This window comes from Acinetobacter sp. 789_lipA (assembly GCF_058242845.1).
Genome location: NZ_JBZAYS010000001.1, coordinates 364261 through 378357 on the forward strand (window position 1 = coordinate 364261; position 14097 = coordinate 378357).

Here is a 14097-nt window from a genome sequence, read left to right on the forward strand (position 1 = left end):
TATCGATATTTGAGGACGCTAAGGCCGTACCCTCCCCAAGTGGATGAGGAATGTACGGGCGATAAACAAATAAAGACGTGTTACTTCGTTGGAGCTATTCTCGGTTGCTGACTATTCTGTTGAATCCCTTGCATAAAATTCCGATCAATCTGCCCAATCGAAATTTGTTCACGGGCAATTTGTACATTGGTCGCATTACGGTCAATGCCAAACGGCTGCAACATGATATACAAACCTTCAGTTGGATTAGACGACTGCAAACCAGCGGCGATGTTCAAGACATGCTCACGTAACAAAGGTGGCACAGAATTTAGATCTGCTGTGACCGCAGGTGGCAAGATATCTACATTTTGAGTGATAGTCGGATCGACCACAAAAGACTGTGCATCATCCTGTAAGTGAACAATGCGGTGCTGCAAGGCTTTACGAATATTTTCATCCTGTTGATAAGGAATCACGCCCGTTTCAGCACGTAGCTCTGATTCCGCCATGGTTTTAAAAGTCGGTAGACTTACAATCTCACCATTGGCTTGCAACAAAGTCGGCATAGAAAGAAGAGCGTAACAAAAAACTGGAAGAGAATTTAAAAATTTCATAAAACAATCCCAAACGATAAGAGATATAAAAAGGCATGCTCACACTGAGCGCCTTCACTCTATTGTATATTTTTCGATCTTTATGCAGCGTAGTTGTCAGATAAACGGTCAAACCCAGAGGCTCAACTGATTGAATCCATAGCGAAACCGCTTTTTTTAATGGGCCTGCTTTAAATTTTATAACTCATCCCCATCATTTCCTTAATTGCTCTTTTTACTATTTTTGAGAAATCGCATGCGTGTAGATATTTGGTCAGATGTTGTTTGTCCTTTTTGTTATATTGGCAAAAAACGTTTAGAAGCGGCGGCTGAACAAGCTGGTGTGGAATTGGAAGTGCATTGGCACAGTTTTGAACTGGATCCAGATGCACCAGTACGCCAAGAAATTTCGAACTCAGAACGTCTCGCACTAAAATATGGTCGCACAGTGGCTGAAGTTGAAGAGATGCAACGTAATATTGCCAAAATGGCTGCGGAAGAAGGCATTGAATTTAACTGGGAAAATGCCAACTCAGGCAACAGTTTCAATGCACACCGTATTATTCACCTTGCTCAAAGCCATGGTTTAGGCAATGAAGCTAAAGAAGCCTTTTTCTTTAGCTATATGACGCAAGGCTTACCGATTGGTGAACGTGAAACCATTGAAGACGTGGCCTCTCGTATTGGCTTAAACCCAGTTGAAGTAGATGATGTGCTGGATTCTGACGAATACGCAGATTTCGTGAAGTTTGACCAAGAAGTGGCGCGTGAACAACTGAAAGTAACGGGTGTACCTTTCTTTGTTTTCGATCAACGTGTGGCTTTAGCGGGTGCACAGCCGCGTGAAGTCTTTTTACAAGTCCTTGAAAAAGCACAAATGCCAGCAGAAGAAAATAATGCGGCACAGTGTTCCGATGAGTCTTGTGAAACACCCAAATAATCATAAGGATACTGGTTTCAGACCTTAACTGAGCCCTATCTATAGATGAGAAAATCCCCGGCCTGCGGGGATTTTTTTATAGGTTAAAAAAAATGGATTTATGTTTAATCGACCAAGAAACTAATTTTAAGATTGACCCGATATTCTACAATTTGGTTGTCCTTAATCACCACTTTTTGTTCATTGATCCAAGCACCTTGAACATTCTTCACCGTCTCAGTGACTTTTGCGATCCCTGTCTGAATCGCATCTTCAAAACTTTTCGCACTGCTTGAATTGACTTCTACCACTTTTGCAATGGCCATCTGTTTGTCCTCAGCTATTGTTGTTTTTGCCTGTTCATCTTAGGTGAATTTTTAATCAAAAATAGATAACTTAAACATTCCACAGCAAAAACTTACACAGTATGCACAATCAAAAGACTTCAAAATGATGAATATTTAAACAATTAATCATGTAACTCCAAGTCCTTTTTCAGGTCTCATTTCAGACAAAAAAGTCCTACTTTCAAGCTTCATTTCAAACTTGAAAATCTAAATTTTCACTTTAAATTTAAACAGCTTAGCACTGGAGTAAAAACTCTATACCAGACTAGATTATTTATTCTAATTAATTGTTTTTTAACAATAAATGAACTCGCCATTCATCTTTTAATGGCCTAAACCAGCGCTTAAATCGATCATTTTTTGATATTATTCATGCGAAATTTATCTTTTTAAAACTCCCAGTCTCCTTAGTGAGACCTCCTTTTTAGAGGAAATATCATGAACGCTGTTAAATATGCTTTGGCTGTCGCTGTAATGGCTCTTTCTGCAACTGTTTCTGCACAAGTTGTTTTTGTTCCAGATTTTCCTGTAAAAAAACCAGCAGACACTCAAACGGCAACGGCTGATGCTCCTGCGGCTGCACCACATCAAGAAGCGTAATTTGTGCTGACTTGGTCAAAAATAGGCAATGTTGATTGCCTATTTTTTTGCCCAAAATTGCAAAGAACTGACAAAAAATTTCAGCTATGAACCCTCTAGGGCAAAATATTTAATTCAATCTGTGCTGAAATCGAAATTATCTACATTTTTCACTACCCTTTTCTCGTATCGAGAGCAGAATAATTTTTGCCTATTTATTCTTTTCTAATTATGATCAAACAAGAAGACCCAATTCCAAAACCAATAAATTAAATGCACTCAATAGCACATGCCTATGCAAAATTTACAAGCCCTTATCCAAGGTCGTATTACACCCCAAGCCATTGACCTTGATCAATTGATTGCGTTTGCACAGCAGTATACGCAGCCGACTTCAGCCGAATATAAATTACTTGAACTGGCCATCAATATGGTTTTGGCAAGCTACTTGGAACAAGCACAAAAACAACTTTAGAGTTCAGCGCATGAAAGCAATCGAAAAAGCACTGCTGATCAAAGAACTGCATCAATTGATTGATGGTTTGGAACATCAACCTCTGTCTTTTTTTGAAATTGCGCGCTCGAAAAAACGCATCCGTGAAATTTTTGCACTCTGTGATGAACCCATTTTTCAAAAACAACTCGAAGCCTATAAGGCGCTGATTCAGCCTCAAACTGCGGCTGAACGCTGGATACAACAAAGCCCCTATCAGCATGCCTACATTGGACTATTTCATTATAAATCTGCTTTAAGCGATGCCTTAAAACAGCAGGCGGCTTTCGCATGGGGTGTTTTGTATAAATCAGGTTTAGGTTGGCAAATTGCTTTTCAAAGCTCCCCACCTACACTGTATAGCAGCCCATGGCACATAAAGTTTGAACACGCTTACCAATGGTTTTTGATCCATGTGCAAAGCGTTCAACAGCCCGAGAACGTACCTTTTCTCACAACATCTGAAACATCCATAGAAGTTGCAGAAGTTGCAGAAGTTGCAGAAGTTGCAGAAGTTGCAGAAGTTGCAGAAGTTGCAGAAGTTGCAGAAGTTGCAGAAGTTGCAGAAGTTGCAGAAGTTGCAGAAGTTGCAGAAGTTGCAGAAGTTGCAGAAGTTGCAGAAGTTGCAGAAGTTGCAGAAGTTGCAGAAGTTGCAGAAGTTGCAGAAGACCAGTTTATCGTCCCTATTACAACAACATTCGAGGAAAAAACTGACATAGGGCATGCACAGGACAATGTAGTTACCGATGCTTTTGTTTTCACGGGTATTGAGCTTTTAAGCATTGCTACAGATGATACATCGGCTGAACGAACCCAAGATTCTGAGTCATTGCTCACCGAAGTCAGCCCAGATTCTGGTCTAGTTTTATCTAAGGTTGAAGCAGAGCTTCAAGTCGAAACTGAAATACAACCTACATTTGACAGCAGCCCAAATGCAACTCAAATTGAAGAAACGGAACTCAGCTCTTTTAAACAAAGCACTGTAGAAGAAGTGATCTCTATTAATGCTATTGAGCCAAGTATCAAACGAGATAAGGAACCTAAAAATCAGGTCGATATTGTACAAACAGATTTAGATCTTCAACCCGAAGTGTTACTAAAAAATTATTCGATTCTCAGCAATCTGCCTCTTTTAAGTGATGAGCTATATCCGCCTCAGGAAGAATTTATCATTGAGGCCGTTGCACCCATTCGATTTGACCTTAAGCCAAGTGCTTCTATTTCAACGCTTGCTATTCAGGACTTTATCCAAAGGCGATCGATCTTGGCTGAACAACCAGATACAGACATTTCATCTGAATCTCATCAGCAAAATCCACTTGAAAGCGAGGTGACAGCACCATGCCCTGTTTTGCAGGATAGCCATACAGAAAATTCAGAAGCATCAGCTACTGCTGCACAACCCATACTGCCCATACAGATTAATCTGGGGCAATATCAAGCGAAATTGCGCACGCTGCATCAACCAAATTTAGACCCTAAGCTGTATGGCCTCGACATTTCAGGGCACATTGAGATCAATCAAAATATCGAGTTTCTGATCCACAGCGACCAACTCGATCACTGGTTGGACTCTCCTATCTATTTAGCAGAACAGACTAATCAGCATGGAGGGTTTATTAAGTATTTGGCTCTATTCGGTGCTGACAGTCCCACGGAAGCCATTTGCCTGAGCCAACAATTTGCCCAGAGTTGTCAACATCAACTCGCAGCCCTCCGCGAAATTGGATGGGACCAGCTACAGGGTCACATGCATGATGTATTTTCGATTTTTCAGCTGTATACCCAACAGGCCAAACTGGTATGGCATATTGAAGACTATCATCCATTTATTCTGGCTGATCTACTCAATAGCCGTAAATTCATCCAGTTTGAAGAAAGCTCCGCGGACATAAATACGCCCATTTTAGTGTTAAAAGAACGACAAAAAATTCGAGTAATTCATGGTCAAAAGCGGGTTGAACTCTCACGTACCGAGATCGCCTATCCATGCTTGGTCTTAGACCGACAGCACGGCGTCAGCTGGCAGCTGATTCAAAATACGATTTCCACTTTGCCTGAACCTATCACTGTGTTTCAATTATTTGATTCTATTCAAAAACAACTGGGCAGCGAGTTGTAGAGTTTTGTATTTTCTACTTGTGTTCTTATGTGAAATTTACAACACTAAAACATCGAAGAACAATAAAGTACGAAAGCATGCTAAGAACTCAACATGTGGGATCCATCTCTTTATTTTTCTGCCTAAGTTTAGGTACATACGTCAACGTGGCTTGGGCGGAAAGCAATACCAACATCACACAACATTTTGTGCCACCTCACGACGTGGCTGAAATTGACAAAATCGCATCGCCCCCCAAAGGTAGTGGACTTTTATATCAAATTCCACAGTGGATTGACTCACTTCCAACCGTTCTACCTGAAGAATCGGACGAGCTGATTGTGCCCACGACTGACCTCACTGAAGAACGCACGTGGGTCGACCGCCAGCAAAAAGAAGTTCGAAACTGGGCAGACCGAACAGCCGCCAAAATGGACAATTGGTTTGGTGAAACAGATCCTAAAAAACCAGCTACAGCCACATTACGTGTCTTGGTCGATAACCGCTGGAATAAACATGATGAATATGATGTAAAACCGCGTATTCGGGGTCGAGTTAAACTTCCAACCTTAGAACATAAACTCAGTGTGGTGTTTGGGGATGATTCTTTAGATAACGAACTACAAAACAATGTCGCGATTACCAATGAAAATCCACCCAGTGCGAATAACGATAAAACATTTGACCGCCGCCAAACCCGTGATGCCAATAGCTCACTGGCTTTAAGATGGTCGCAACTGTCAGATCGTCTGCCTTTTGAAACCGATTTCGACTTGGGTGTACGTTCAGGGGATGATATCTATGCGCGAATCGAGTTATCGAGAGAATGGAAACTCGACAATGATTTTCGCGCTTATGCTGAACAGATTTACCGTTATGGTATCGACAGTGAAAATTACTTACGTACCAACCTAGAGCTGACGCATGCACGACCCAATCAGCCATTTTTATCCAATCAGTTCAGTCTGACCTATGCAGACGAACAAGATGATGATCTGCTCTGGGATAACTATAGCTTTAGACAACACCAATTTTTTCATGGCAATCGCTTTAACTACGGCATTTACACTGGCGGTTTCTACAACAACGACGACCTGCGTTTGAACCGTTGGGGGCCTTTTGTCTCGTGGCGTCAACCCTTTTTACGCGAATGGTTTTATATCCAAGGCGATTTAAATTATTTTAACGATCACCGTGAAGACCGCAGCCACTACGTCAGTGCCTTAGTGCGTTTTGAAGCTTTATTTTAAGGCCGTGGTGAATCTTTAAGCTGAACTGTGGATAAGTCCAAACTTATCCACGGATATCCACATCAGCTTCTTTTCCACCGATTTAATCGATACGTTCAACAGATATTAAGATGCTTGATCCAACTCATTGACATAAAAAAAGCCTATCTTAGCGATAGGCTTTTTTTTAAGCACATATTAATTTATTGAAGCAATAAGCTGTTAATCCGTTTGATATATTCGGCAGGATCATCAGGCAAGCCGCCTTCAGCAATCACCGCTTGGTCAAAAATTACATTGGCCAAGTCATCAAACTGTGCCGAATTTTCTAATTTTCTCACCAATGGATGCTCTGGGTTAATTTCCAAAATTGGCTTGCTTTCAGGTACAGCCTGACCCGCTTGTTGCAGCATACGAATCAGTTGTGGTGAAAGCTCTCCCTCACCTGTCACCAAGCATGCAGGTGAATCGACCAAACGTGTGGTCACCCGTACTTCTTTGGTCTTGGCTTTCAATGAATCAGACAGTTTTTCAACCACAGGTTTAAACTGCTCTGCAGCTGCCTCAAGTGCCTTCTTCTCTTCGGCATCTTGTAAATCACCTAAGTCGACTGCACCTTTGGCCACGTTTTGCATTGGTGTGCCATCAAACTCATGTACAAATTCCATTGCCCATTCATCGACACGGTCTGCCATGAGTAAGACTTCAATTCCTTTTTTCTTAAACAGCTCAAGTTGTGGCGAGTTCTTCGCAGCATTTAGACTGTCTGCAGTCACATAGTAAATCGCTTTTTGCCCCTCAGGCATACGCGCTTTATAGTCCTGCAAAGAAGTGCTCACCGCATCATTGTTTGAAGTTGGGAAGCGTAAAAGTTTTAAAATACGCTCACGGTTACCAAAGTCTTCGCCCAAACCTTCTTTCAATACTGAACCAAATTCACGGTAGAAGGTTGTGAACTTCTCTTGATCTTTTTCATCTTCCGATTTAGCTAAAGCATCCAGCATGGTCAATACACGGCGTGCATTCCCTTCACGAATAGTTTTCACATCACGGCTTTCTTGTAACAACTCACGACTAACGTTCAGTGGCAAATCGGCACTATCGACCACCCCTTGGACAAAGCGTAAATAGTTTGGAATCAAGTTATCCGCGTCATCCATAATGAAGACCCGTTTTACATAGAGCTTAATCCCTGCTTTGGCTTCACGGGTAAAGATATTCGCAGCAGCTTTACTCGGTACATACAACAACTGCGTATATTCGGTACTACCTTCAACGCGGTTATGCGCCCATGCCAGTGGGGCTTCAAAGTCATGGCTGAGATTCTTATAAAACTCGATGTACTGCTCTTCAGTCACTTCATTTTTATTACGTGTCCACAGCGCGCTGGCTGAGTTAATCGCTTCCCACTCACCCGTTTTCACATACTGACCCGGTTTTGGCTCTTCACCTTCAACCGCTTCTTCTTGCTGCCAAACCTCTTTTTGCATCTCAATCGGCAGGCTAATGTGATCCGAGTATTTATTAATAATTTGCTTCACTTTATGCGATTGTAAATAGTCCAACGCATCTTCACGTAAATGTAAAATAATATCGGTACCACGGCTGTCTTTGTGGATCTGCTCGACTTCGAACTCACCCGTGCCCGCACTGACCCAACGTACCGCCTGATCAGCATCCACACCTGCACGGCGTGATTCTACGGTAATTTTGTCAGCCACAATAAAGCCTGAGTAAAAACCGACACCAAACTGACCAATCAGTTGTGCATCTGATTTCTGGTCACCTGTGAGCTTAGACATAAAGTCCTTGGTTCCAGACTTAGCAATCGTACCTAAGTGGTCAATTGCTTCTTGTTCAGTTAAACCAATCCCATTATCTGAAATAGTCAGTGTTTGATTGACTTCATCAAAGCTGACGCGCACATGTAAGTCTGGGTCATTTTCATAATATTCAGGATGATTAATGCCTTCAAAACGCAGTTTATCGCAGGCATCGGATGCATTTGAGATCAATTCACGTAGGAAAATGTCAGGATTCGAATACAGTGAATGCGTCACTAAATGTAATAGCTGAGCCACTTCAGCTTGGAAACTATGTTTATGTGCGTTTTGCTCGCTCATCAATCGCTCCTTAATGTATTAAGTCTTATAGAGAATGCTTAATGAATTGGAGTGAGCGATACGTTTTTCAATAGCAATCGCAAGTTTTTTTGCTTTTTTTTAAAATGGGCCCTGACGGTAAATACGATCTAGATGTAGTTCTAACTGCTGCTGGCGCATTTTATACACATCCATGAGACAACTTTGTGAAGCACCACAGCGGTCACGGAGACTCAACCATTTCACTTGCTCATCTTGAATCATGCCACGCGTCCCCATCGGAACAAGGCGTTTTAAAATGCTATAAGTGGTGGCCATTTTCACATCGGCGTCATTGATTTGGCGATATTCACAGATCGCGTGCTCCGTCGTCGTTTTCGCTTTATCACAATTAAAACTGGCCGCTTGAGCATGCATGCTCCACGCCAAACCACAGACTAAACCAATCCCGAGCATAGATTTCATTTTTATAACTCTCTTATTCTGTTTCTATCCATTCTATAGATGATTTTCTTTTAATACTGAATCATCGTGATTTATTTCAGCGTTGACCACTATTCAACTTTAGTCTTTGCATAAAAAAACCCCATCATTGATGAGGTTCTTAAAAAGCTACTTTTGATTATTAAAATTTGTAGCTATAACCGAGTGTATAAATCACTGGATCGATATCTAATTTAAAGTTTTCAACCACAGTTTCAACTTTTGGGTTTAAGTCTGCATAACGAACATCGACAAATACACCCCAGTTTTTCGCATCAGCAGGTTGGTAATTAAAACCAAGTTGTGCAGCATAGCCGTAGTCATCTTTGACTTTAACTTTAGTTCCTGAGAGTACACCTGAAGTTTCTTCACCCCAAGCAATAAATGCTGTTGCACCAACACCAATATAAGGCGTGAAACCTGTTGAATTTTTAAAGTTATATTTTGCAGTCACTGTTGGCGGCAAATGCTTCAGTTTTACAGCATTGCTACCATTTACTGTCACGTCATGGCTAATTGGTGTCGCCAATAGCAGCTCTGCAGAAATATTGTCATTAAAGAAATATTCAACCGATGGCGTAAACGCGAGTTCGCTATCTGCTTCAACCGTTAATGTACCATTCGCAATTTTCGTGTCCTGCGTTGGCGCAATTGCAGATCCACCGACTTTGACTTGCCATTGACCTGCCATTGCAGCAGATGCAGAAAGACCCATTAATGTAATTAGAGCAATTTGCTTCAACATTTAAAACAACCTCTGTTTGTAAAATAATTAATATAAAAATTAACATTAACTCATCATAAACAAGAGTGTAATTAATATGCAATTATAATAATAATGTATTTTAAATACTGTTTTTAATTGATTGTTTTTAATTGATTTAAATATTAAATATACTGTTTTAGTTGGTTTTAAATTAATAACGAAGAATCAAAATAAATATATTTTAATTCCAACCTTTTTAATCCGAATTAATATTATAAACCCGATTATTTTAATCTGAATAAATAATAAAAAAGGCGATTTAAAATCGCCTTTTTATAATAATTGGAGGGTAAATTACAAAACCATGGCCGCAATCCAACCGAAAATCATGAGTGGAATATTAAAGTGAATAAAGGTCGGGATCACACTGTCTTTCATGTGATCATGCTGACCATCCATATTCAAACCCGAAGTCGGTCCCAAAGTGGAGTCAGAAGCTGGAGAACCCGCATCACCGAGTGCCGCAGCCGTACCAATAATCGCAATGGTTGCCGCTGGACTGAAGCCAAACTGGATACACAAAGGCACATAAATAATTGCTAAAATTGGAATGGTAGAGAACGAAGAACCAATTCCTAAAGTAATCAGTAAGCCAATCAATAGCATCCAAAATGCAGCGAGTCCTTGGCTAGAACCAATCCATTGCACTGATGCTTCTACCAATGCTGGTACTTGATTGGTTGCAGAAATAACAGATGCAAAGCCTTGTGCTGCAATCATAATGAAACCAACTAATGCCATCATTCGCATACCGCTAATAATCACATCGTCTGCTTCTTTCCATTTAAAAATGCCCGCACAGCTCAAAATCGCAACACCAACCAGACCAGCTAAAATCATGGAGTCTGATGCAATTTGCACCCAAAGCGTAGCAACTACCGCAATGAGAGCCATAGATAACGTAAACTTTGAAATTTCGGGCTTAGACTTCTCACCCGTGATATCAAGTTCAGAAGAAATACTTTGCTGCACTGGTTCCACATGCACTTCTTCGTATACACGTTTCTTACGGTAACTAAAGAATACAGCAACCAATAAACCGACAAACATACCAGAAACAGGAATGGCCATTGCTGAAGGGATATCGGCATAATTGATTTTAAAACCGTAGGGTTGCCCAAAAGTATTAATATTTTGACCTAAGATGTCATTCAGGAAAATCGCACCAAATCCAAATGGTACCAGCATATAAGTGGCAACCAAGCCAAAGGTTAGAACACAAGCAATTAGTCGACGATCTAACTGGAGATGGTTAAACACACTTAATAAAGGAGGAATCAGGACTGGAATAAACGCAATATGCACAGGAATGACGTTTTGTGAACAAATGGCTGCTAATGCGACGGTTATAAAAATCAGATATTTAACCCGATTTTGTGCCTTTTCATTGCTCGAACCTTTCAATGTTTTAATAAGCTTATAGGCCAACAAGTCAGGTAAACCTGAGCGTGCCAAAGCCAAAGCAAACGCACCTAAAACCCCGTAAGCCAACGCAATTTTTGCGCCGCCCCCAAGCCCATTATTAAATGCTTCGAGGGTACCGTGTAGCCCTAAACCAGCCAATAAACCACCTGTGACAGCACCAATAATTAATGCAAATACTACAGGCACACGAGCTAATGAAAGTCCAAACATGACCCCAATAGCGGCAAGAATTGCGAACATAGTGAAAAGAGTGACTTGGAAGAAAGGCGCATTTTATCAGAAAATAACCAAAAAATTCTGCCCTTACAGGTCGCTAGCGCCTTTCTCTTTCACAGATCATTTCAGCTGGCTTCAACACAACGCCAGTTTTGAACAAACCTTTTGATTTCTTTAGCAATTACTTCAGGCTGGCTCAAGATTGCCCAGTGGTTGGCATTTACATTCACCCGTTGAAAATCTTCGACCCACTTCGGCATTTCATCGATTAACGCTGGACTCACAAATTGATCTTGCTCCAACACAATCGCTTGTACGGGACAAATTGCAAAGCGTTCCCGAGGTTTCGTCAGGCGTGGGATAAAGTTCGCGCGGTAGAGCGCAACCCCGTGCTTACCATCGGCAGCAATGTGATGATTCAGCGGTAAGTCTGAGCGTCCTTCTAAACGCGATAAAACTTTGCCCCAATGCTCAGGACTAAAAAACTGCCATACGGTTGGTGCTAAAAAAGGCACCTGAAAGGCCGCAATATACCAAGACTTCGTTAACTGCTTAAAAAATTGAGGCTTGTGTTGTCTGAACTGTTCTCGCATCCAAAATGCGGCATGGTCTAAACATGGGCCTGAAATGGTGGTAAATGACAGCATACGCTCTCTAAATTTTGGCTCAGTCGCGGACTCCCATGACTGAATCGACCCCCAGTCATGCGCAACCAGATGAAAGCTACGCTGTGGGATCACACTATTCACCACACTTTCCAAATCTAGCGATAGCTGAGGCAAGGCATAGGCCCATGTACGACGCGGCACACTCGACATCCCTGCACCGCGAACGTCATAGGTCACAATATAATAATCTTGCACCAGATGCCCAATCACAGGCTCCCAGACCTCTTGATTATCTGGATAGCCATGCACCAAGACCAGTGCAGGATTGTTCGCATTGCCCCATGTTTTCACATAAAGTCTTTGTTGGTCTGTGGTTTGTACCCAGTAACTTTGCTGCTCCATATTCAGCTCCTTATTGTTATTGACTGTTTTTTATACTTTGCTGGCAAAACGATCAATGCCAATTGATTTGATCTTCTCTAGTATGGATAGAAGTTCATCAGATACCATTGACCGAAATGAGCATTTTAAAAAAACTTGTGACACAGCCGATTGTCGCGAAATACTTTCTCAATCATTTTGCCCCCTTTAAAGGTGCAGGGATTCAAATTGAAAAGTTTGACCTTAAACACTACCATATTCGTGTCAAAATGCCCCTCACTCGACAAAATCGAAATATTGTCGGCGTACATTTTGGCGGGAGTTTATATGCAATGGTCGACCCTTTTTATATGACCCTGCTGATGCACCACTTAGGCAATAAATATATTGTTTGGGACAAAGCCGCCTCTATCCAATTTCTCAGCCCAGGTCGCAGTACAGTCTATGCAGACTTTCATCTTGATGCCCAAGAAATCGCGACCGTGAAACAACTGGCCGACAACTATGCCCCCGTACATCGTATTTATACCTTAAATATTTATGATGAAGCTGGCATTCGAATTGCAGAAGTGGAAAAGACTTTATATATCCGTCGTAAAAAACCTAAACCGGCACAGCTATAAAAAAAGCACTTCCATGAAGTGCTTTTTTTGGAAATTTGAACTTAAGACATTATTTACGTTCTTCAATTGCTGCGCCTGCGCCACCGCCGATGGCACCACCAATGGCAGCGCCGGTATTACCACCAAACACGCTTTTACCCACTGCTGAACCAATCGCACCGCCAACACCACTGTAGGTTGCATTACGGTTTGATCCACCTTGGGCTTTACTGCCCACAGCCGCACCAGCACCACCACCAACGGCTGCACCTACACCGCCACCGAGGCTATTCCCCGCAGCACCACCTACTGCACCGCCTAAAGCCGCTGTCCCAATACGTTGCTCAGAAGCGCTCATATTTTCACAACCTGCCAACAGCATCGTCGAAAGAGATGCCACTGCAATAATGCTCATATATTTTTTCATGAGATTTGTCCTTATTGGCTATTTCTTACAGCATAAAAGATCAGTATGAACTTAAAACCCGTGAAATGTTACGGTTACAGCTGCTATTGCTGAAAATTTGTAAGCAAGAAGCCCTCCTGAGAGGGCCTCATACCGCATTCAATTCAAGCTTATTCAGGCTCTTTCACCACAACCACATCTTTGGTGGTGGTGCCATTTTCTTGGAGCACCGCACGCGTCACACTTTCTTGACTGTTCGGGTCTTTCACTTGATCCAGTTTCAGCTCCTTACGTACAGGTTCCTGCCCTTTCTTAAACTCAATCCCTTGTGCGTCAACTTGCTTACCTTCTGCAAGGACAACACCACCTTGACTCAAGGTCGATTTCACTTCAACTTTGGATGTCGGAACAATCACGCTACCTTTTTGCACAATCGGTGCAGACATTTTTTTATCTGAAAATTGGCTGGCATTTTCTTCGAGAACCACTTCACGCGCCACAATATCTTTACCACCATTTTTCACTTCAAAAATAGTCGCTTCGGTCGTCCGCACTGGGTCTTGACCCGCGACACTGCGAATAATCTGTGTTTTGACAATCGGTACAACCGCCTTATCCTCCACTGTGATGGTATTCGGCATCGGCGCTGCCATCGTTTGGCTCACAAATGCGAAGATGCTTAAGCCCAATAGTTTTGATGTCAATTTCATGTCGAACCACCTCTATTTTTTAATCGTTAATGAAGTAAGGAGATTTGTGTACTTATATTTTTAATATAGGAAAAATGTGAAATTTATAAAAGCTTAAATCAGCTTCTGTAACAAAAGGACAAAAAAAAGCCACCCGAAGGTGGCTTTTTCACGCG

15 protein-coding genes are annotated in these 14097 nt (G+C 41.7%); 6 read left to right on the forward strand and 9 right to left on the reverse strand.

Annotated features, from left to right (window positions below; genetic code table 11):
• Nucleotides 1-80: 80 nt before the first annotated feature.
• Entirely contained in the window at nt 81-596 is a 516-nt protein-coding gene (locus AC4CUZ_RS01720; protein WP_419381178.1) for a hypothetical protein, read from the reverse strand.
• A gap of 235 nt (nt 597-831) precedes the next feature.
• On the opposite strand from AC4CUZ_RS01720, the gene AC4CUZ_RS01725 reads away from it, so the two are divergent.
• Nucleotides 832-1515, forward strand: a complete 684-nt coding sequence (locus AC4CUZ_RS01725; protein ID WP_078425769.1) for a DsbA family oxidoreductase — start codon at nt 832-834, stop codon at nt 1513-1515.
• A 104-nt stretch (nt 1516-1619) separates the two neighbouring features.
• Here AC4CUZ_RS01725 and AC4CUZ_RS01730 read toward each other — a convergent pair whose 3' ends face one another.
• On the reverse strand, nt 1620-1820 hold the full coding sequence (locus AC4CUZ_RS01730; RefSeq protein WP_004978694.1) for a dodecin family protein: 201 nt from the start codon (nt 1818-1820) through the stop codon (nt 1620-1622).
• Between the two features lie 459 nt (nt 1821-2279).
• On the opposite strand from AC4CUZ_RS01730, the gene AC4CUZ_RS01735 reads away from it, so the two are divergent.
• The 4 genes from AC4CUZ_RS01735 to AC4CUZ_RS01750 all read left to right on the forward strand — a co-directional run bounded on the left by AC4CUZ_RS01735 (nt 2280) and on the right by AC4CUZ_RS01750 (nt 6264).
• A complete protein-coding gene (locus AC4CUZ_RS01735) occupies nt 2280-2441 on the forward strand; it encodes a hypothetical protein (RefSeq protein ID WP_004692748.1) in 162 nt (53 codons plus the stop codon).
• Between the two features lie 274 nt (nt 2442-2715).
• On the forward strand, nt 2716-2895 hold the full coding sequence (locus tag AC4CUZ_RS01740) for a hypothetical protein (RefSeq protein ID WP_017397192.1): 180 nt from the start codon (nt 2716-2718) through the stop codon (nt 2893-2895).
• A gap of 10 nt (nt 2896-2905) precedes the next feature.
• Nucleotides 2906-5035: a hypothetical protein gene (locus tag AC4CUZ_RS01745; protein WP_490747160.1), complete on the forward strand. Its 2130-nt coding sequence runs from the start codon at nt 2906-2908 to the stop codon at nt 5033-5035.
• A gap of 77 nt (nt 5036-5112) precedes the next feature.
• Nucleotides 5113-6264, forward strand: coding sequence for a hypothetical protein (locus AC4CUZ_RS01750; RefSeq protein WP_178928086.1), 1152 nt, complete (start codon nt 5113-5115; stop codon nt 6262-6264).
• 182 nt (nt 6265-6446) lie between these two features.
• Here the strand turns inward: AC4CUZ_RS01750 and htpG are convergent, their stop codons facing one another.
• The 5 genes from htpG to AC4CUZ_RS01775 form a co-directional block, all read right to left on the reverse strand.
• Nucleotides 6447-8366 (reverse strand): molecular chaperone HtpG, encoded by a 1920-nt coding sequence (gene htpG, locus AC4CUZ_RS01755; RefSeq protein ID WP_178928087.1) that lies wholly within the window; start codon nt 8364-8366, stop codon nt 6447-6449.
• 99 nt (nt 8367-8465) lie between these two features.
• Entirely contained in the window at nt 8466-8810 is a 345-nt protein-coding gene (locus AC4CUZ_RS01760) for a lysozyme inhibitor LprI family protein (protein WP_178928088.1), read from the reverse strand.
• 160 nt (nt 8811-8970) lie between these two features.
• Complete coding sequence (locus AC4CUZ_RS01765; RefSeq protein WP_151837216.1) at nt 8971-9573, reverse strand: OmpW/AlkL family protein; 603 nt, start codon at nt 9571-9573, stop codon at nt 8971-8973.
• Between the two features lie 315 nt (nt 9574-9888).
• Nucleotides 9889-11259, reverse strand: a complete 1371-nt coding sequence (locus tag AC4CUZ_RS01770) for a Na+/H+ antiporter family protein (protein WP_058868765.1) — start codon at nt 11257-11259, stop codon at nt 9889-9891.
• Between the two features lie 101 nt (nt 11260-11360).
• A complete protein-coding gene (locus AC4CUZ_RS01775; protein ID WP_178928089.1) occupies nt 11361-12245 on the reverse strand; it encodes an alpha/beta fold hydrolase in 885 nt (294 codons plus the stop codon).
• Nucleotides 12246-12361: 116 nt separating this feature from the next.
• On the opposite strand from AC4CUZ_RS01775, the gene AC4CUZ_RS01780 reads away from it, so the two are divergent.
• On the forward strand, nt 12362-12847 hold the full coding sequence (locus AC4CUZ_RS01780; protein ID WP_004978660.1) for a DUF4442 domain-containing protein: 486 nt from the start codon (nt 12362-12364) through the stop codon (nt 12845-12847).
• 49 nt (nt 12848-12896) lie between these two features.
• On the opposite strand, the gene AC4CUZ_RS01785 is transcribed toward AC4CUZ_RS01780, so the two are convergent.
• Both AC4CUZ_RS01785 and AC4CUZ_RS01790 read right to left on the reverse strand, forming a co-directional pair.
• Nucleotides 12897-13253 (reverse strand): DNA transfer protein p32, encoded by a 357-nt coding sequence (locus tag AC4CUZ_RS01785; protein WP_058868762.1) that lies wholly within the window; start codon nt 13251-13253, stop codon nt 12897-12899.
• 149 nt (nt 13254-13402) lie between these two features.
• Complete coding sequence (locus AC4CUZ_RS01790; RefSeq protein WP_178928091.1) at nt 13403-13942, reverse strand: hypothetical protein; 540 nt, start codon at nt 13940-13942, stop codon at nt 13403-13405.
• Between the last annotated feature and the right edge of the window lie 155 nt (nt 13943-14097).

Coding starts and splice junctions, on each gene's coding strand:
- AC4CUZ_RS01720 (WP_419381178.1), bottom strand. CDS start 596: ATGAAATTTTTAAATTCTCTTCCAGTTTTTTGTTACGCTCTTCTTTCT.
- AC4CUZ_RS01725 (WP_078425769.1), top strand. CDS start 832: ATGCGTGTAGATATTTGGTCAGATGTTGTTTGTCCTTTTTGTTATATT.
- AC4CUZ_RS01730 (WP_004978694.1), bottom strand. CDS start 1,820: ATGGCCATTGCAAAAGTGGTAGAAGTCAATTCAAGCAGTGCGAAAAGT.
- AC4CUZ_RS01735 (WP_004692748.1), top strand. CDS start 2,280: ATGAACGCTGTTAAATATGCTTTGGCTGTCGCTGTAATGGCTCTTTCT.
- AC4CUZ_RS01740 (WP_017397192.1), top strand. CDS start 2,716: ATGCAAAATTTACAAGCCCTTATCCAAGGTCGTATTACACCCCAAGCC.
- AC4CUZ_RS01745 (WP_490747160.1), top strand. CDS start 2,906: ATGAAAGCAATCGAAAAAGCACTGCTGATCAAAGAACTGCATCAATTG.
- AC4CUZ_RS01750 (WP_178928086.1), top strand. CDS start 5,113: ATGCTAAGAACTCAACATGTGGGATCCATCTCTTTATTTTTCTGCCTA.
- htpG (WP_178928087.1), bottom strand. CDS start 8,366: ATGAGCGAGCAAAACGCACATAAACATAGTTTCCAAGCTGAAGTGGCT.
- AC4CUZ_RS01760 (WP_178928088.1), bottom strand. CDS start 8,810: ATGAAATCTATGCTCGGGATTGGTTTAGTCTGTGGTTTGGCGTGGAGC.
- AC4CUZ_RS01765 (WP_151837216.1), bottom strand. CDS start 9,573: ATGTTGAAGCAAATTGCTCTAATTACATTAATGGGTCTTTCTGCATCT.
- AC4CUZ_RS01770 (WP_058868765.1), bottom strand. CDS start 11,259: ATGTTCGCAATTCTTGCCGCTATTGGGGTCATGTTTGGACTTTCATTA.
- AC4CUZ_RS01775 (WP_178928089.1), bottom strand. CDS start 12,245: ATGGAGCAGCAAAGTTACTGGGTACAAACCACAGACCAACAAAGACTT.
- AC4CUZ_RS01780 (WP_004978660.1), top strand. CDS start 12,362: ATGAGCATTTTAAAAAAACTTGTGACACAGCCGATTGTCGCGAAATAC.
- AC4CUZ_RS01785 (WP_058868762.1), bottom strand. CDS start 13,253: ATGAAAAAATATATGAGCATTATTGCAGTGGCATCTCTTTCGACGATG.
- AC4CUZ_RS01790 (WP_178928091.1), bottom strand. CDS start 13,942: ATGAAATTGACATCAAAACTATTGGGCTTAAGCATCTTCGCATTTGTG.